Below are 17,980 nucleotides of genomic sequence, written 5' to 3'. Positions count from 1 at the left end.
CGCGGGACGCCCCGCGCATTTCTGAGGCCCGTAGGGGGGTGGAGATCAGGAACTCTCCCGATGTGGTGGACCCCCCTCGGGGACGAAGGTGGAGGACGTCAGCACATCGTTCCCCATCCTCATCAGGAGAGACGCCATGTACCACTCCGAGCTGGAGCTCCGGGTCCGTTACGAGGAACTGCGCCGCGAGGCCGACCGCGAGCGCCTGGTACGCCAGGCCGTCGAGGGCCGGCTCGGCGCGGGCCGGTCCGGGGAGCACGATCCCGAAGGGCGGGTGAGCACGCGGCGGGGCCGGTGGGCGCGCTTTCGGCGCGCCGCCGCCTGACCGGCCGTTCGTGCCCGGCCCGGTCCGGACCCCGAAGTGGAGATCCGCACTGCCGGACTGTCAGACCTCTGTGCGATGCTCGGCAGCGTGGAGACCAGGTCCGTCAGTCCCGTGTTCGTCGGCCGCGCGGCCGAGCTGGCCGCGCTGCGCGAGGCGCTCGCCCGTATCGAGAAGTCCGGTGAGCCGCAGGCGATCCTCATCGGCGGTGAGGCCGGGGTCGGCAAGACCCGGCTGATCGAGGAGTTCACCGAATCCGCCCGTGCCCAGGGGGCGTTGGTCGCGCTCGGCGGCTGCATCGAGATCGGCTCCGAGGGCCTGCCCTACGCCCCCTTCTCCGCGGTGCTGCACACCCTCAACGCGCGGCTGCCGGAGGATCTGGCGGCCGCCGTCGCCGGCCAGGAAGGGGAACTCGCCCGCATTCTGCCCGAATTGGGCGAGACCGCCGGCGAGAGCCATGACGAGGAGGTGGGCCGCGCCCGCCTCTTCGAGCTCACCGCCCGCCTCCTGGAGCGGATCGCCGCGCACCGCAGCCTCGTCCTGGTCATCGAGGACCTCCACTGGGCCGACCGCTCCACCCGAGAACTGCTCGCCTACCTCCTGCGGGCGCTGCACGACGCCAACGTCCTCCTGGTGGCCACCTACCGCTCCGACGACATCCACCGCCGCCATCCGCTGCGCCCGTTCCTGGCGGAGATCGACCGCACGCGGACGGTCCACAGGGTGGAACTGGCCCGCTTCACCCGCGCCGAGGTCCGCTCCCAGCTCGCCGGGATCACCGGCAGCGAGCCCGAAGAGACCACCGTCGACCGGGTCTTCAAGCGTTCCGAGGGCAATGCCTTCTTCGTCGAGGAGCTGGCCCGCAGCCTCGCCGACGGCTGTCTGCACGGCCTGAGCGACCCCCTGCGCGATCTGCTGCTGGTGCGCGTCGAGGCGCTGCCCGAGGACGCCCAGCGGGTGGTGCGCATCGCCTCCGAGGGCGGCTCCACGGTCGAGTACGAACTCCTCGCCGCCGTCAGCCAGATGCCCGAGGACACCCTCTTCGAGGCGCTGCGCGCGGCCGTCGGCAGCAACACCCTGGTGCCCACCATGGACGGCACGGGCTACCGCTTCCGCCACGCCCTGGTCCGCGAGGCCGTCGTCGACGATCTGCTGCCCGGTGAGCGCACCCGCCTCAACCGCCGCTACGCCCAGGCCCTGGAGGCCGACCGCTCCCTGGTCCCCGCCGACGCCTGCACCACCCGCCTGGCCAGCTACTGGTACAAGGCCCACGACGCCGCCAAGGCGCTGCCCGCGGTCCTCGCCGCCTCCGTCGAGGCCCGCCGCCGCCATGCCTACGCCGAGCAGCTGCGGCTGCTGGACCGCGCCCTGGAGCTGTGGGACGACGCGCCCGTGGAGGTGCGCCACGGGGTCCGCCCGGTGGACTACGCCGAGGCGTACCCGGCCTGCGGCTGCGACGACGAGGCGCTGCGCTTCCTCGATCTGCTCGCCGAGATCGCGGTGGCCGCCCGGCTCTCCGGCGACGCCGAGCGGGCCTTCACCATCACCAAGCGCGCCCTGCGGACCCTGCGCGACGGAAACGACCCTCCCCCAAGCTCTCAACACAGTTCGAGCAGCGGGGACCCCCACCGCGAGGCATGGTTCCTGCTCCAGCGCTCCAAGCTCGTCCAGCGCACCGGCCGCGGCGACGGATGGGCGGAGCTGGGCAGGGCGGAGGAGCTGATGCGCGGGCTGCCGCCGTCCTCGGTGCACGCCGCGGTGATGGCCGCCGTCGCCAGCTGGCAGATCCTGCACGAACCGGGTCCGGGCACCTTCGAGACGGCCGAACGGGCCGTGGAGATGGCCCGGTTGGTCGGCGACGAAGAGGCCGAGCTGAACTCCCGGCTGACGCTGGCCGGACTGCGGGTCGACGCGGGCGAGGTCGAGGGCGGCCTCGCCGACTTCCGCAGCGCCCTCGAACAGTCCGTGGACCGCAAGCACTTCTCCGTCATCGGCCGCGGCCACATCAACCTCTCCTCCACCCTGGAGGGCGTCGGCCGCTCCCGTGAGGCCGCCGAGGTCGCCGCCCGGGGCGTCGAACTGAACCTGCGCTACGGCCTGAAGGACACCGCCAGCTGGGTCTCGGGCAACCTCGCCGAAGCGCTGCACGCGCTGGGCCGCTGGGAGGAGGCCGCCGAGGCCGCCGAGAAGGCCGCCTGCCTGTCCCAGAGCCCGCGGCCCCGGGCGCTGGCCGTCCACCGCCGCGCCGACCTCGCCCTGGACCGCGGCGATCTCGACGTCGCCGCACGCGAACTGGCCCTCGCCCGGGAGAACTACGGCACCCACGACCCCCAGCCGCAGCACGCCATCCCGATGGCGCGGCAGGCCCTGCGCCTCGCCGCGGGCCGCGGCCGGGCCCTCGACGCCCGGAGCATCCTCGAAGGGGCCCTGGACGCCGGTTTCCCGCCCGGCACCGCCCGCTACGCCTGGCCGCTGCTGTGGTCGGCCACCGCCGTCGAGTCCGACGCCCGCGGGCTGCCCGCCGCCGAGCCCGGCCGTCCGGCGCTCCTCGCCCGTATCCGGGACGCCGCCAAGGCGCTGCCCCGGCTCTCCCCGGTCTGGGCCGCCCACGCCCTCGCCGTCGAGGCCGAACTACGCCGCGCCGAGGGCCGGGAGGCGCCCGACGCCTGGGCCGCGGCGGTCGATGCCTTCGCCCCTCTGGAGCGCCCGCACCAACTGGCCCGCGCCTGCTACCGCTGGGCCGAATCGCTGCTGCACGGCACGGCCGCCCGCGCCACCGCCGGCCTGGACGGCCGCACCCCGCGCGAGGCCGCCGCCGAGCTCCTCGCCCGCTCCCACATCGCCGCCGCCTCCATGGGCGCCCGCCCCCTCGCCGACGAGATCGCCCTCCTCGCCCAGCGCGCCCGCATCCCCCTGCACGGCCTGAACGGCACCGCCATGGCGGCACCGGAGCCCGCCCCGTCCGGCGCCGATGCCGCCCCCGTGGCGTCTCTGGGCCTCACCCCGCGTGAACGGGACGTCCTGCGGCTGGTGGCCGACGGCCGCAGCAACCGCCAGATAGCCGACGCCCTGTTCATCTCGCCGAAGACCGCCAGCGTCCATGTCTCCAACATCCTCGCCAAGCTGGGCGTCTCCGGCCGAGGCGAGGCGGGCGCCGTCGCCCACCGGCTCCGGCTCTTCGGCGAACCATCGGTCAGCTGACGCCCCCGGCCGACCGCCCCCGGCTGCGCACCCCGCCCCCGAGTCCAGGCAGGCCGTTCGAAAAGGGGATCAGTATTCCCGGACGGGAGCCAGATCGCGCTAGCTCACCTTCAGCCGGAGAATCCGGTCATCTCCCTTACGGGGCTTGCCCCGCCCGTCGGTGTTGCTCGTGACCAGCCACAACGACCCGTCCCCGGCTGCCACGACGGTGCGCAGCCGCCCGTAGGTGCCCTTGAGGAACGCCTGCGGGGCCGCCACCGGCTCGGTGCCGTTCAGGGCGATCCGCCACAGCCGTTCGCCGCGCAGCGACGCCATCCAGATCGAGCCCTTGGCGTAGGCGATCCCGCTGGGCGAGGCGTCCTTCGTCTTCCACTGCTCGACCGGATCGGTGTACCCGGAGCCGCTCTGCGCGCCCTTGGCCTTGCCCTCCACCTCGGGCCAGCCGTAGTTCTTGCCCGGCTCGACGAGGTTGAGCTCGTCCCAGGTGTTCTGCCCGAACTCCGAGGCCCACAGCCGTTTGCCGTCGTCCCAGGCCAGGCCCTGGACATTGCGGTGACCGTAGTCGTAGATCACCGAATCGGCCCGGGGGTTGCCGTGCACCGGCTCGCCGTCCGGCGTCATCCGCAGGATCTTGCCGCCCAGCGACTCCTTGTCCTGCGCGAGCCCGGTGTCGCCGGTCTCGCCCGTACCGGCGTAGAGCATCTTGTCCGGGCCGAAGGCGATCCGCCCGCCGTTGTGGATCTCCCCCTTGGGGATGCCCCGCAGAATCGTGTCGGGGGCGCCGAGCTGGTCGCCCGGGGCGCGCTTCTCGTCGTAGATCATGCGCGCGATGCGGTTGTCGGAGGCGGTGGTGAAGTACGCGTACACCTCGCGGTCGGCGCCGAACGTCGGGGACACCGCGAGCCCCAGCATCCCGCCCTCACCGCCCGGGTCCACGCCCGGCACCGACCCCACCTTCGTGGTCTTCCCGTTCTCCGCCGACACCCGCACGATCGTCCCGGTGTCGCGCGAGGCGACCAGCAGATCGCCGCCCGGCAGGACGGCCACGCCCCAGGGTGACTTCAGCCCGGTGGTCAGCGTGCCGACCACCTTGACCGAGCCCTTGGCGGGCGGTGCGGTGGCGGAGGGAGCGGCGCTCGGCGACGCCGTCGCGCCGGGGGCCGTGCCCTTCGGTGCGGCCGAGCCGCCCCCCGTGGCGGCCGGCCCGCCACCGGAGGAACAGCCGGCCGCCAGGAGCAGCGAGGCGGCGGCCAACACGGCGGTACGGGAACGGCGTTGCACGGCAGGGGTCCTCTCGTCGGCGGGGCGCCACAAGGAGACCACATTGAGGTGGCGGGACGGGGCGGCGGCGCGCCTGAGGTGCCGCGGCGCGGCCCACCGCGCGCCAGCGGGTCACGCCGTCAGTACCACGACTCCCGCGCCGGCGGCAGCGCCGCGATCTCCGCCAGGTCCTCCCGGTCCAGGACCAGGTCCGCCGCCTTCGCGTTCTGCGCCGCCCAGCGCTCCTTCTTCGTCCCCGGTACGGGAACCACATGGCGCCCCTGGGCCAGCACCCACGCCAGCGCCACCTGTCCGGGCGTCGCGCCGTGGCGGGCGCCGATCCGCCGCAGCCCCGCGACCACCGGCTGGTTGGCCGCCATCATCTCGGCGGTGAACCGCGGGTGACGGGCCCGCAGGTCCTCCGGTTCGAAGCCCTGGCCCGGGGTGAGGGTGCCGGTCAGATAGCCGTTGCCCAGCGGCATCGCCGCCAGGAAGCCCACGCCCCGGGACTCGCACCACGGCAGCAGCTCCTCCAGGGCCTGTCGCGACCACACCGACAGCTCGGCCTGCACACTGCTGACCGGGAACACCTGCTGGATGCGCTCCAGTTGGCGCAGTGTGCCGTCGTGCATCCGGGACCCGGGGCGGCGCCCGGTGCCCGTACGGCGCACGGAACGGGCCGCGCGGGGCGGCCGTACCGCCCGCGCCCCCACCGCGCACAGCCCCAGGGACCGCACCTTCCCCGCGGCCACCAGCTCCGCCATCGCGCCCCAGGTCTCCTCGATGGGCACCTCGGGGTCGGCGCGGTGCAACTGGTAGAGGTCGATGCGGTCGGTCCCCAGCCGGCGCAGCGAGGCGTCACAGGCGCGTTTGACATAGCCGGGGCGCCCGTTGGCGACGACATGCTGCTCGCCGACCAGCAGCCCGCATTTGGTCGACACGAACGCGTCCTCGCGCCGCTCCTTGAGCGCCCGGCCGACCAGGAGTTCATTGGTGAAGGGCCCGTACATATCGGCGGTGTCCAGCAGGCTGCACCCCCGGTCGAGCGCGGTGTGCACGGCCCGCAGCGAACCCTCCCCGCTGCGCTGCGAGGCGGTGTACCCCCAGCTCATCGGCATACAGCCCAGTCCGACGGCGCCCACTTCGAGGGCCGCCGCACCGATTGTCCTGCGCTCCACCTGGTCGTGCCTCCGTCCCCTCGCCCCCGATCAAGGGCCCTTAGGGCGCTTCTGATGGATCTCCGTGGCGTCGCGGCGCCTGGCACGCACGCTCGCGGCGTTGCCGAAAGATCCCCATAGCTCCGCTATGAAGACATCCCGGCGCCTTGCGATCGCACGCACCAGGCGCCGCTCCTTCCTCCACGGAGATCCGTCAGAAGCGCCCTGACCAAACTAACGTCTGTACCAAACGCCTTTTCGCATAGCCTGCGGCCATGGCATCAACGCACCACCGCGCCGGCACCGGGGACGTCTGGCTCCCCCTCGCGCCCGACCTGATCGAGGGCCTGCCCGAGGGTCCGCGCTACCTCCACTGGGATGCCGGCCCGGCCTACCCCGGCGATCCCGCCGACTGCGTCTTCTACGTCGTGCCCTACATGAAGGACGCCGCGGTCTGCCTGCGGCCGCTGCCGCTGATGCGCCGGGTCGAGGCCGTGCAGACCCTGACCGCCGGGGTCGACGCCGTGCTGCCGGGCCTGCCCTCGATGCCGCCCGGCGCCCGGCTGTGCAACGCCCGCGGGCTGCACGACGCCAGTACGGCCGAGCTGGCACTCACCCTGACGCTCGCCTCGCTGCGCGGAATTCCCGAGTTCGTACGGGGCCAGGACGCCGAGGAATGGCGGGCGGGCTTCCAGCCGGCGCTGGCCGACAAGTCCGTCCTCATTGTGGGCTATGGTTCGATCGGCAGTGCCATCGAAGACCGGCTCACGCCCTTTGAGTGCGCGCGGGTTTCGCGCATCGCGCGCACCGCACGTGAGACCGTGCGCGGCCCCGTGCATCCACTCTCCGCGCTGTCCGCCCTCGTGCCCTCCGCGGACGTCGTCATCCTCGCCACTCCGCTCACCGACGAGACCCGTGGCCTGGTCGGACGCGATGTCCTGGCACGGATGAAGGACGGCGCACTTCTGGTGAACGTCGCCCGCGGCCCGATCGTCGACACCGCCGCGCTGCTGCCCGAAGTGACGTCCGGACGGTTGCGCGCGGCACTCGATGTGACGGATCCGGAACCCCTGCCCGCCGGGCATCCGCTGTGGCACGCTCCCGGCGTGCTCATCACTCCACACGTCGGGGGCCCCAGCTCTGCCTTTCTGCCCCGTGCGAAGCGGCTTCTGCGCGAGCAGTTGACGCTTTTCGCGGCCGGGAAGCCGCTGCGCAATGTGGTCGCCACCGCCGGCGAGGACGCTTGCGCGTAGCACTACGAGGCCGTACGACTGCACAGTGTGTCGACCACCCCCGGGCCAGTCACACTCCGTAGATACCCTATGTCCCTGAGTGACGGATCTGGTGTATCGTCCGGATCGGGGACAGCGCCCAACTGAACGGCGCGAGCGAAGGATCCGGAACTCGAGGGGGGCGACGGGCGATGCACGGTCGATGGATGAATCGCGTCACGCGCGATCCACGAGCGCCCGAGGCGATACTGCACGATCTGCGGGCACCCCGGTCGCGGCGGCGCCGCGCACGGGCCGGCAGGAGGCCGCGGTGAGCGCCCCGGGGGCGGTGCTCTCCCGGCCGTCGGCCCCCGCCGGCGGCCCGCCGAGCGTGGTACCGCAAGTTGCCTTGGCCGTGGTCTGCGGCGGCTACGCGCTCGGCGCGGCCCTGGGCTGGGGGTCGCACGAAATCGCGCTGTTCATGGGCGACTTCGGCCTCAGCGCCGCCGCCCTGGTGGCCGCCGTCTCCTGCGGTCTGTACGCCCGCCGCCACCGCACCAGCCGCTTCCGCCCCGCCTGGATGCTCTTCGCCGCCTCCTCCGCGATGGCCGGCCTCGGCAACGGCGTATGGGGCTGGTACGAAGTCGTGCTGCGCGCCCAGGTGCCCAGCCCCTCCCTCGCCGACTTCTGCTTCCTGCTGTTCGCCCCGCCGGCCATCGTCGGCCTGCTGGTGCTCGCCAAGAGACCGGTCAGCCGCGCCGGCTGGGTCTGCCTGGGCCTGGACGCCTGGCTGATCGCCGGCTCCCTGGTCACCCTCTCCTGGAGCCTCGCCCTCGCCCACACCACCCGCTTCGAGGGCACCAGCGTCGCCCAGAGCGCGCTCTCGCTGGCCTATCCGCTGCTGGACATCGTGCTGGTGAGCATGGTGCTGGTGCTGCACTTCCGGCGCTCCTCGGTGCACCGCTCGGCCATCAACACCGCGGTGGCCGCCCTGGCGCTCACGGTGCTGTGCGACGCCCTGTTCAGCTCGCCGCTGCTGCGCGACCACTACCGCTCCGGCCAGATCCTGGACGCCGGCTGGTTCGCCGGGTCGATACTGCTCGCCTACGCGCCCTGGGTCGCCCGCCGTACGCCCGGGGAGCCGGCCGTCGACGACCTCCAGCGCACCGCCCGCCGCCCCCAGCCGCCCGGCAGCCGCCCCATCGCCGGCTCGCTCGCCGCCCTGACCCCGTATCTGGCCGCCGCCGTCTGCACGTTGGGCATCCTCACCAACGTCCTGGACGGGCGGCGGATCGACAAGGTGGTGCTCTTCACCGGCTGCACGGTCGTCCTGGCGCTCGTCGTGCGCCAGGGCATCATGCTGCTCGACAACATCACCCTCACCCAGGAACTGGCCCAGAAGGAGAACCACTTCCGCTCCCTGGTGCAGGGCTCCAGCGACGTCATCATGATCGCCGCCCCGACCGGCGTCCTGCGCTACGTCAGCCCCGCAGCGGCCGGGGTCTACGGCCGCGACGCCGAGGAGCTGGTCGGCTCCGAACTGGCCTCGCTGATCCACCCCGAGGACCTGGGGCGCGTGGTGCACGAGGTCCGCCGGTTCCTCGCCGCCCCGCCCGAGAAGGAGCCCACCACCCGTATCGAATGCCGCTTCCGGGCCGGGGACCGGCGGGTGGGCGGCGACGGCTGGCTGAACGTCGAGTCCACCGTCAACCGCCACCACGGCGGCCTGATCTTCAACTCCCGCGACGTCACCGAACGGGTCCGTCTCCAGGCCCAGCTCCAGCACAACGCCTCCCACGACGCCCTCACCGACCTGCCCAACCGCGCGCTGTTCACCGAACGGGTCAGCCAGGCCGTCACCGGCCGCCGCGCCAGCGATCACGACACCGCCGTGCTCTACATCGACCTCGACGGCTTCAAACAGGTCAACGACACCATCGGCCACCAGGCGGGCGACGAACTGCTGGTGCAGGCCGCCCGCAGGCTGGGCGAATCGGTGCGCTCGGGGGACATAGCGGCGCGGCTCGGCGGCGACGAGTTCGCCGCGCTGATCACCGGCGACGGCACCCGCGACCACACCGCCCGTGAACTGCGCGTCCACGAGATCGCCGACCGGCTGCGCATCAAACTCTCCGAGCCGTACCGCATCGACGGCCGCGACGTCCGCGTCGCCGCCAGCATCGGCGTCGCCTTCGCCGACCCGGGCGTCACCCCGTCCGCGCTGCTGCGCAACGCCGATATGGCGATGTACCGCGCCAAACAGGCCGGCAAGGGCCGGGTGGAGATGTACGCCCCGCAGATGCAGGCCGAGGTGGTGCAGCGCGCCGAGCTCGTCGGCAAACTGCGCACCGCCCTGCACGACGGCGAGTTCACGCTGCTGCACCAGCCGGTGGTCGAGCTCTCCAGCGGCAAGGTCACCGCCCTCGCCGCCCACGCCCGCTGGCGCTCCGCCGAGGGCATCCTGTTCACCCCCCACGAATTCCTGCGGGTCGGCGACCGCGGCCGGCGTACCGAGGACGGCGCCCGGGCCGCGGAGCTCAGCCGCTGGCAGCTGGAGGAGGCCCTGGAGCAGGCCGGGGCCCGGCACCGCGCCGGCCACCCGGTCCCCGTCGCCGTCCGCCTCTCCGCCCGCCGTCTGATGGACCGCGCGATGCCGCCCAGGACCGTCGAGACGCTGCTGGACCGGCACGGCCTGCCGCCCGGTTCGCTGGTGCTGGAACTGTCCGACAGCGACCCGCGCATCCCCCTGGACGAACTGGAGCGCCGCCTGGTCGCCCTGCGCCGGCTGGGCGTGCGGATCGCCCTGGACGGCTTCGGCAGCGGATACGCCGCGATGGCGCTGCGCCGCCTGCCCGTCGACGTCCTGCGCCTGGACCGCGGCATGATCGACGGCGTCGTGGAGTCCCCCCGGCTGCACAAGATCACCGCCGGCCTGTTGCGGATCGCCGCCGACCTGGGCATGCAGTCCGTCGCGGACGGCGTCGATCTGCCCGAACAGGTCCTGGCGCTGCACTCCATGGGCTGCACCCACGGCCAGGGCCTGGCGTTCTCCGGACCGCTGGACGAGCACCGGCTGCGGTGCGCGCTGGCCCGCGGCGCCTACCCGGTGCCCGACCTGGCCGGGGAGGGCCGCGCGGTGGTGCTCAGCGGCAGTGCGGTGCCCGCGCGGCGGGGGGCCGCCGCGGCCCCGGAATCGCTCGTGCATCCGCCATTGCGCTCAAATAGTGAGACCTCCGTCCCACCCACTTGACACTCGGTGCACGACAGGGGGAGGGTCAGTGCCATGCGCACCCGAATTCTCGTACTTGGACAGCGCGTCGGCTGAAGCCAGGGCCCGAAGATGCCCGGCGAACCGCTCCGACGCGCTCCCCTCGCTTGCCACTAGGCACGGGGGGTTTTTTGTTGCACCGCAACCGCACAAATCCCGCCAAATCCCGTCAAAACCCTCAGCTTCGAGAAGAGACGCAGATGACCGAGCAGGCCTCCGGGGCCCACCATCCGCAGCCGCGGGCCCGTAACGCCGGCGGACCGCAGCAGCCCGCCACCGTTGAGCACGTCACGGGCGCGCAGTCCCTCATCCGTTCGCTTGAGGAGGTCGGGGCCGACACCGTGTTCGGCATTCCCGGCGGTGCGATCCTGCCTGCGTACGACCCGATGATGGACTCCTCGAAGGTCCGGCACATCCTGGTCCGGCACGAGCAGGGCGCCGGACACGCCGCCACGGGATACGCCCAGGCCACCGGCAAGGTCGGCGTGTGCATGGCGACCTCGGGGCCGGGCGCGACCAACCTCGTCACCCCGATCGCCGACGCCCACATGGACTCCGTCCCGCTGGTCGCGATCACCGGTCAGGTCGCCTCCAAGGCGATCGGCACGGACGCCTTCCAGGAGGCGGACATCTGCGGCATCACCATGCCGATCACCAAGCACAACTTCCTGGTCACCGACCCCGCCGACATCCCCCGCACGATCGCCGAGGCGTTCCACATCGCCTCCACCGGCCGCCCCGGCCCGGTCCTGGTCGACATCGCCAAGGACGCCCTGCAGGCGCAGACCGTCTTCAGCTGGCCGCCGCACACCGAGCTGCCCGGCTACCGCCCGGTGACCAAGCCGCACGCCAAGCAGATCCGCGAGGCCGCCCGGCTGATCGCCGAGTCCAAGCGCCCGGTGCTCTACGTCGGCGGCGGCGTCCTCAAGGCCGGCGCCACCGCCGAACTGAAGGTCCTCGCCGAGCTGACCGGCGCGCCCGTCACCACCACCCTGATGGCGCTGGGCGCCTTCCCCGACAGCCACCCCCAGCACGTCGGCATGCCTGGTATGCACGGCGCGGTCACCGCCGTCACCGCCCTCCAGAAGTCCGACCTGCTGATCACCCTCGGCGCCCGCTTCGACGACCGCGTCACCGGCAAGCTGGACTCCTTCGCCCCGTACGCCAAGGTCGTCCACGCCGACATCGACCCGGCCGAGATCGGCAAGAACCGCGCCGCGGACGTGCCGATCGTGGGCGACGCCCGCGAGGTCATCGCCGATCTGATCGTCGCCGTCCAGGCCGAGCACGCGGCCGGGCACAAGGGCGACTACAGCGCCTGGTGGAAGGACCTCAACCGCTGGCGCGAGACCTACCCGCTCGGCTACGACCTGCCGGAGGACGGCACCCTCTCCCCGCAGCAGGTCATCGAGCGGATCGGCAGGCTCGCCCCCGCCGACACCATCTACGCCGCGGGCGTCGGCCAGCACCAGATGTGGGCCGCCCACTTCATCAACTACGAGCAGCCCGCCACCTGGCTGAACTCCGGCGGCGCCGGGACGATGGGCTACGCCGTCCCCGCCGCGATGGGCGCCAAGGCCGGACAGCCCGGCCGTACGGTCTGGGCGATCGACGGCGACGGCTGCTTCCAGATGACCAATCAGGAGCTGGTCACCTGCGCGCTGAACAACATCCCGATCAAGGTCGCGATCATCAACAACGGCGCGCTGGGCATGGTCCGTCAGTGGCAGACCCTCTTCTACAACCAGCGCTACTCCAACACCGTGCTGCACTCCGGCCCCGCTGAGTCGACCAGCGGCTCCGCCGCGGGGGCCGGCAAGCAGCCCTCGACGGGCACCCGTGTCCCGGACTTCGTCAAGCTGTCCGAGGCGATGGGCTGTGTCGCGATGCGCTGTGAGAGCGCGGACGAACTCGACGCGGTCATCGCCAAGGCCAATGCCATCAACGACCGCCCGGTCGTGATCGACTTCATCGTCCACGAGGACGCCCAGGTGTGGCCGATGGTCGCCGCAGGCACCTCCAACGACGAGGTCATGGCCGCCCGGGGCGTGCGTCCGGACTTCGGCGACAGCGAAGACGACTGAGCCCGCCGCGACACGGACGCACGGAAGAAGAGAGAAGACGAATGTCCAAGCACACGCTCTCCGTCCTGGTGGAGAACACCCCCGGCATCCTCGCCCGGATCGCCGCCCTGTTCTCCCGCCGCGGCTTCAACATCGACTCCCTCGCGGTCGGTGTCACCGAGCACCCCGACATCTCCCGCATCACCATCGTCGTCAGCGTCGAATCGCTGCCGCTGGAGCAGGTCACCAAGCAGCTCAACAAGCTCGTCAACGTCCTCAAGATCGTCGAGCTGGAGCCGGGCACCGCCGTCCAGCGCGAACTGGTCCTGGTCAAGGTCCGCGCCGACAACGAGACCCGCTCGCAGATCGTCGAGATCGTCCAGCTCTTCCGCGCCAAGACCGTGGACGTCTCCCCGGAGGCCGTCACCATCGAGGCCACCGGATCCAGCGACAAGCTGGAAGCGATGCTCAAGATGCTCGAACCGTTCGGCATCAAGGAACTGGTCCAGTCCGGCACCATCGCCATAGGCCGCGGCGCCCGCTCCATCACGGACCGTTCGCTGCGCGCCCTGGACCGTACGGCCTGACACCGCGGTCCGGCCGGTCCGTACACCGGACCGGACCGTATGGCGAGACCCCCGAACCTTCCCCACCCCGCCCGCGTACTGTGTGGGCAACCAGCTAGATCCAAGGAGATACCCGAAGTGGCCGAGCTGTTCTACGACGACGACGCCGACCTGTCCCTCATCCAGAACCGCAAGGTCGCGGTGATCGGATACGGAAGCCAGGGCCACGCCCATGCGCTGTCCCTGCGCGACTCGGGCGTCGACGTGCGCGTCGGTCTGCACGAGGGCTCCAAGTCCAAGGCCAAGGCCGAGGAGCAGGGCCTGCGCGTGGTCACGCCCGCCGAGGCGGCCGAAGAGGCCGACGTCATCATGATCCTGGTGCCGGACCCGATCCAGGCCAAGGTCTACGAGGAGTCCATCAAGGACCACCTCAAGGACGGCGACGCGCTGTTCTTCGGCCACGGTCTGAACATCCGTTACGGCTTCATCAAGGCCCCGGCCGGCGTCGACGTCTGCATGGTCGCCCCCAAGGGCCCGGGCCACCTGGTGCGCCGCCAGTACGAGGAGGGCCGCGGCGTGCCGTGCATCGCGGCCGTCGAGCAGGACGCCACCGGAGGCGCCTTCGACCTGGCGCTGTCGTACGCCAAGGGCATCGGCGGTACCCGCGCCGGCGTCATCAAGACCACCTTCACCGAGGAGACCGAGACCGACCTCTTCGGCGAGCAGGCCGTGCTCTGCGGCGGCACCGCCGCCCTGGTCAAGGCCGGCTTCGAGACCCTGGTCGAGGCGGGCTACCAGCCGGAGATCGCCTACTTCGAGTGCCTCCACGAGCTGAAGCTGATCGTGGACCTGATGTACGAGGGCGGCCTGGAGAAGATGCGCTGGTCGGTCTCCGAGACCGCCGAGTGGGGCGACTACATCACCGGCCCCCGCATCATCACCGACGTCACCAAGGCCGAGATGAAGAAGGTCCTCGCCGAGATCCAGGACGGCACCTTCGCCAACAACTGGATGGCGGAGTACGAGGCCGGTCTGCCGAAGTACAACGAGTACAAGAAGGCCGACGAGGACCACCTGCTGGAGACCACCGGCAAGAAGCTGCGCAAGCTGATGAGCTGGGTGGACGACCAGGCGTGAGCCCACCGGACAAGGGGTCGCGGCGAAGGCCGCGGCCCCTTCGTCCGTACCCGGCGCGGCGCCTGCGCAAGGACGGCGGCGCCGCATTGTCCACCGCGTAGAACCCCGCACGGGTGATCCTTACGCTTCGGCGCGAGCCGTATCCCCCCGCGCCACTACACTCAAACCCAATAAGCGCGTCAGGCTCACAACGTCGTGCGTCTTCCACGCGGCTTTCCCCCTTCACCGCCTTCGGCCGTCGGGACGGCCGTCCGCGAAGGACTAGTGAGGACTGAAGACCACGTGAGCACTGCCTCAGCCAGCAAACCCGTCGTACTCATCGCCGAAGAGCTGTCGCCCGCCACCGTCGACGCCCTCGGCCCGGACTTCGAGATCCGCCACTGCAACGGTGCGGACCGCGCCGAGCTGCTGCCCGCCATCGCCGATGTCGACGCCATCCTCGTGCGCAGCGCGACGAAGGTGGATGCCGAGGCGATCGCCGCCGCCCGGAAGCTGAAGGTCGTCGCCCGCGCCGGTGTGGGCCTGGACAACGTCGATGTCTCCGCCGCCACCAAGGCCGGCGTGATGGTCGTCAACGCGCCGACCTCCAACATCGTCACCGCCGCCGAGCTCGCCTGCGGTCTGCTGGTCGCCACGGCCCGCAACATCCCCCAGGCCAACACCGCCCTGAAGAACGGCGAGTGGAAGCGCAGCAAGTACACCGGCGTCGAGCTCAGCGAGAAGACGCTCGGTGTGGTCGGCCTCGGCCGGATCGGCGTGCTGGTGGCCCAGCGGATGTCGGCGTTCGGCATGAAGGTCGTCGCCTACGACCCCTACGTCCAGCCGGCCCGCGCCGCGCAGATGGGTGTGAAGCTGCTGACGCTGGACGAGCTGCTGGAGGTCTCCGACTTCATCACCGTCCACCTCCCCAAGACTCCCGAGACGGTCGGCCTGATCGGCGACGACGCGCTGCACAAGGTCAAGCCCTCCGTCCGGATCGTCAACGCCGCACGCGGCGGGATCGTCGACGAGGCGGCGCTGGCCAGCGCCCTCAAGGAGGGCCGGGTCGCGGGCGCCGGCCTGGACGTCTACGCCGTCGAGCCGTGCACCGACTCCCCGCTGTTCGAGTACGACCAGGTCGTCGCCACCCCGCACCTGGGCGCCTCCACGGGCGAGGCGCAGGAGAAGGCCGGTATCGCGGTCGCCAAGTCGGTGCGCCTGGCGCTCGCCGGTGAGCTGGTGCCGGACGCGGTCAACGTGCAGGGCGGCGTGATCGCCGAGGACGTCAAGCCGGGGCTGCCGCTGGCCGAGCGGCTGGGCCGGATCTTCACCGCGCTGGCCGGCGAGGTCGCGCTGCGGCTCGACGTCGAGGTGTACGGCGAGATCACCCAGCACGATGTCAAGGTGCTCGAACTCTCCGCGCTCAAGGGCGTGTTCGAGGACGTCGTGGACGAGACGGTCTCGTACGTCAACGCCCCGCTGTTCGCGCAGGAGCGCGGCGTGGAGGTGCGGCTGACGACCAGCAGCGAATCGCCCGAGCACCGCAATGTGGTCACCGTGCGCGGCACCCTCGCGGGCGGCGACGAGGTGTCCATCTCCGGCACCCTCTCCGGCCACAAGAACGTCCAGAAGGTCGTGGCGGTCGGTGAGCACGCCATAGACCTCACGCTCGCCGACCACATGGCGTTCCTGCGCTACACCGACCGCCCCGGCGTCGTCGGCACGGTCGGCAAGATCCTGGGCGAGGCGGGCATCAACATCGGCAACATGCAGGTCTCCCGCGAGACCGTCGGCGGCGAGGCGCTGGTCGCGCTGACCGTCGACGACACCATCCCCGCCTCCGTGCTCGCCGAGATCGGGCAGGAGATCGGCGCGACGTCCGTGCGCGCGGTCAACCTCGGCTGAGCCACCGGGCCACGCCGGGCGAGGGGCCGGGTTCCGCTGCGGCGGGCCCGGCCCCTTCGTATGCACCGATTCGTATGCACCGACCCCTTCGTTTTCACTCGAATGGCGCAGTGCGGCTCTCCTGACTCGCTGCCGGAGTCCTCGCGGCGCGCAATGGGAACTGCGCGTGCCCCCGGCGGCGCGTGCGGAAGGAGAGGAGGCGCCATGAACGCACCGCTGGGTGAGACCCCGCAGCATCTGACCGGTCTGACCGTGGTCGACAGCCAGGGCTCCAAGGTGGGCACCGTCCAGCAGGTCTACCGTGACGACGCCACCAACGCCCCCGAGTGGATCACCGTGCGCACCGGGCTGTTCGGCATGAAGGAGACCTTCGTCCCGCTGGCCGGGGCCCGGCGGACCGGCGGCGAACTGCACGTGCCGTACGCCAAGGACACCATCAAGCACGCCCCGCGGATCGACGCCAACGGCCATCTCGACCCCTCCGAGGAAGCGGTCCTCTACCGCCACTACGGCCTGGTCCGGCCCCCTGACCCGGCGCCGCCGGTCCCGCCTCCGCCCCCGGACCCGCCGGCCGCGTAGCCGGCGGGGGAGGGGTGACGGAGAGCGGCGGACCGGTAGGGATCACAGCCGCGCCGCCTTGAGCGCGATGTGCAGCAGCAGCCGGTCCTCGCCCTCGTCCAGGTCCAGGCCGGTCAGTTTCTCCACCCGGCCCAGGCGGTAGTAGAGGGTCTGCCGGTGGATGCCCAGGGCTTGGGCGGCGCGCCCGGCCTGGCCCGCGCAGTCCAGGAACACCTCGGCGGTACGGGCGAGTTCGGTGTGCGCGGGGGCCAGCAGCGCCGCGACGGCCGGGTCCGGGCCGGGGGCGGGCAGCGCGGTCAGCAGCCGGTAGGCGCCGATGGCGTCCCACTGGCCGACCGGGCCCAGCCGGGGTTCGGCGCGGGCGGCGCGGGCCGCGGCCAGGGCCTGCCGCCAGGCGGCCGGGAGTTCGGACAGCTCCTCGGTGCCGGTGGCGATACCGGCGGCGCGGGGGCGGGGCGCGCGCGTACGGCCCCCGGCGGCCCCGCCTGCTCCTCCGGCCCCGGCCGCCCCTCCGGCCCCGGCCGCCCCTCCGGCCCCGCCCGCCCCTCCGGCTCCGGCGCGCGGCGAGCGCAGCAGATGCTCGGCCACCGTACGGGCCGGGGTGAGCGCGCCCGGTGAGCGCAGCCGTACCAGGCCCGCCAGGGCGCCGTCCGCCGGGAGCGTGCACGCCGCCAGCAGCCCCGGCAGGCTCGGCAGCGGCGCCCCGTCGGCCTCCGTCGCCGCCCACGGCAGCACCGCCACCAGCGTCAGCGGCGACCCCGGCGGGAAGCGCAGGGTCTCGCGCAGCGCCTCGCGCAGCGCGGCCCCGGCGGCCCGCCGCTCATCGGCCGGGCAGGTCAGCAACTCCCGCAGCAGATCGCCCAGTTCGGCCCCGGCGCGGGCCTCGTCGGCCAGCAGGGCGCCGATCCGGGCGGCGGTCTCCATGGCCTGGGCGATCCGCGGATCCGGGGGATTGCCCCGGCCGCCCAGCTCCAGATCCGTCAGATGCCCGTCGTCCAGCAGCCAGACGTAGCCGTGCACGATCCCGCCATGGCGGACCGGCAGACAGATCCGGCCGCGGAAGACACCGGCCGCCGGGTCCGGCGGAATGCGCAGCGGCGTGGTGGCGCGGGTGATCCCGAACGCCTCGAACCAGGTCCGTACGGCCGCCGACGACCGCCGCTGGAGGATCGACCGGGTCCGCACCGGGTCCATGACCTCGTCGTCCTCGCCCTCGTGCGCGCCGAACGCGATCAGCCCGAAGTCCCGGTCCTCCAGTGTCGCCGGTGCGCCGAGCGCCGCCGAGATCTCGTCCACGAGCTGCTGGTAATCGCCCCGCATCCGCCGCCCGGC

12 protein-coding genes are annotated in these 17,980 nt (G+C 72.3%); 9 read left to right on the top strand and 3 right to left on the bottom strand.

The window, feature by feature from the left end:
* Nucleotides 1-136: 136 nt before the first annotated feature.
* A complete protein-coding gene (locus tag SNA_RS31730; protein ID WP_030064011.1) occupies nt 137-325 on the top strand; it encodes a hypothetical protein in 189 nt (62 codons plus the stop codon).
* A gap of 75 nt (nt 326-400) precedes the next feature.
* Complete coding sequence (locus tag SNA_RS31725) at nt 401-3,523, top strand: helix-turn-helix transcriptional regulator (RefSeq protein ID WP_044367910.1); 3,123 nt, start codon at nt 401-403, stop codon at nt 3,521-3,523.
* Between the two features lie 99 nt (nt 3,524-3,622).
* On the opposite strand, the gene SNA_RS31720 is transcribed toward SNA_RS31725, so the two are convergent.
* Both SNA_RS31720 and SNA_RS31715 read right to left on the bottom strand, forming a co-directional pair.
* Nucleotides 3,623-4,804 carry a PQQ-dependent sugar dehydrogenase gene (locus tag SNA_RS31720; RefSeq protein WP_078970343.1) on the bottom strand — a complete coding sequence of 394 codons (1,182 nt, stop codon included), beginning with the start codon at nt 4,802-4,804 and terminating at the stop codon, nt 3,623-3,625.
* 119 nt (nt 4,805-4,923) lie between these two features.
* Nucleotides 4,924-5,961 carry an aldo/keto reductase gene (locus SNA_RS31715; RefSeq protein WP_198535167.1) on the bottom strand — a complete coding sequence of 346 codons (1,038 nt, stop codon included), beginning with the start codon at nt 5,959-5,961 and terminating at the stop codon, nt 4,924-4,926.
* A gap of 254 nt (nt 5,962-6,215) precedes the next feature.
* Between SNA_RS31715 and SNA_RS31710 the strand changes: the two genes are divergently transcribed.
* From SNA_RS31710 to SNA_RS31680, 7 genes are all read left to right on the top strand, one after another.
* Nucleotides 6,216-7,193, top strand: a complete 978-nt coding sequence (locus tag SNA_RS31710; protein WP_030064016.1) for a 2-hydroxyacid dehydrogenase — start codon at nt 6,216-6,218, stop codon at nt 7,191-7,193.
* 289 nt (nt 7,194-7,482) lie between these two features.
* Complete coding sequence (locus SNA_RS31705; RefSeq protein ID WP_044367907.1) at nt 7,483-10,401, top strand: putative bifunctional diguanylate cyclase/phosphodiesterase; 2,919 nt, start codon at nt 7,483-7,485, stop codon at nt 10,399-10,401.
* 218 nt (nt 10,402-10,619) lie between these two features.
* A complete protein-coding gene (locus tag SNA_RS31700; protein WP_030064019.1) occupies nt 10,620-12,503 on the top strand; it encodes an acetolactate synthase large subunit in 1,884 nt (627 codons plus the stop codon).
* A 41-nt stretch (nt 12,504-12,544) separates the two neighbouring features.
* Nucleotides 12,545-13,069, top strand: a complete 525-nt coding sequence (gene ilvN, locus SNA_RS31695) for an acetolactate synthase small subunit (RefSeq protein ID WP_030064020.1) — start codon at nt 12,545-12,547, stop codon at nt 13,067-13,069.
* A 117-nt stretch (nt 13,070-13,186) separates the two neighbouring features.
* The gene (ilvC, locus tag SNA_RS31690) at nt 13,187-14,185 is read left to right on the top strand and encodes a ketol-acid reductoisomerase (protein WP_030064021.1); all 999 of its coding nucleotides are present in this window, start codon (nt 13,187-13,189) and stop codon (nt 14,183-14,185) included.
* 282 nt (nt 14,186-14,467) lie between these two features.
* Nucleotides 14,468-16,069: a phosphoglycerate dehydrogenase gene (gene serA, locus SNA_RS31685; RefSeq protein WP_030064022.1), complete on the top strand. Its 1,602-nt coding sequence runs from the start codon at nt 14,468-14,470 to the stop codon at nt 16,067-16,069.
* 204 nt (nt 16,070-16,273) lie between these two features.
* Nucleotides 16,274-16,648: a PRC-barrel domain-containing protein gene (locus SNA_RS31680; RefSeq protein WP_030064023.1), complete on the top strand. Its 375-nt coding sequence runs from the start codon at nt 16,274-16,276 to the stop codon at nt 16,646-16,648.
* Between the two features lie 42 nt (nt 16,649-16,690).
* On the opposite strand, the gene SNA_RS31675 is transcribed toward SNA_RS31680, so the two are convergent.
* Nucleotides 16,691-17,968 (bottom strand): PucR family transcriptional regulator, encoded by a 1,278-nt coding sequence (locus SNA_RS31675; RefSeq protein WP_044367905.1) that lies wholly within the window; start codon nt 17,966-17,968, stop codon nt 16,691-16,693.
* Nucleotides 17,969-17,980 lie beyond the last annotated feature (12 nt).

This window comes from Streptomyces natalensis ATCC 27448 (assembly GCF_000935125.1).
GTDB classification, from domain to species: Bacteria; Actinomycetota; Actinomycetes; order Streptomycetales; family Streptomycetaceae; genus Streptomyces; species Streptomyces natalensis.
This window is presented reverse-complemented; position numbering and strand designations above follow the sequence as displayed.

What these genes read in the sequence shown, in the direction of transcription:
- SNA_RS31730 (WP_030064011.1), top strand. Translation starts at nt 137, where the DNA reads ATGTACCACTCCGAGCTGGAGCTCCGGGTCCGTTACGAGGAACTGCGC.
- SNA_RS31725 (WP_044367910.1), top strand. Translation starts at nt 401, where the DNA reads ATGCTCGGCAGCGTGGAGACCAGGTCCGTCAGTCCCGTGTTCGTCGGC.
- SNA_RS31710 (WP_030064016.1), top strand. Translation starts at nt 6,216, where the DNA reads ATGGCATCAACGCACCACCGCGCCGGCACCGGGGACGTCTGGCTCCCC.
- SNA_RS31700 (WP_030064019.1), top strand. Translation starts at nt 10,620, where the DNA reads ATGACCGAGCAGGCCTCCGGGGCCCACCATCCGCAGCCGCGGGCCCGT.
- ilvN (WP_030064020.1), top strand. Translation starts at nt 12,545, where the DNA reads ATGTCCAAGCACACGCTCTCCGTCCTGGTGGAGAACACCCCCGGCATC.
- SNA_RS31680 (WP_030064023.1), top strand. Translation starts at nt 16,274, where the DNA reads ATGAACGCACCGCTGGGTGAGACCCCGCAGCATCTGACCGGTCTGACC.
- SNA_RS31675 (WP_044367905.1), bottom strand. Translation starts at nt 17,968, where the DNA reads ATGCGGGGCGATTACCAGCAGCTCGTGGACGAGATCTCGGCGGCGCTC.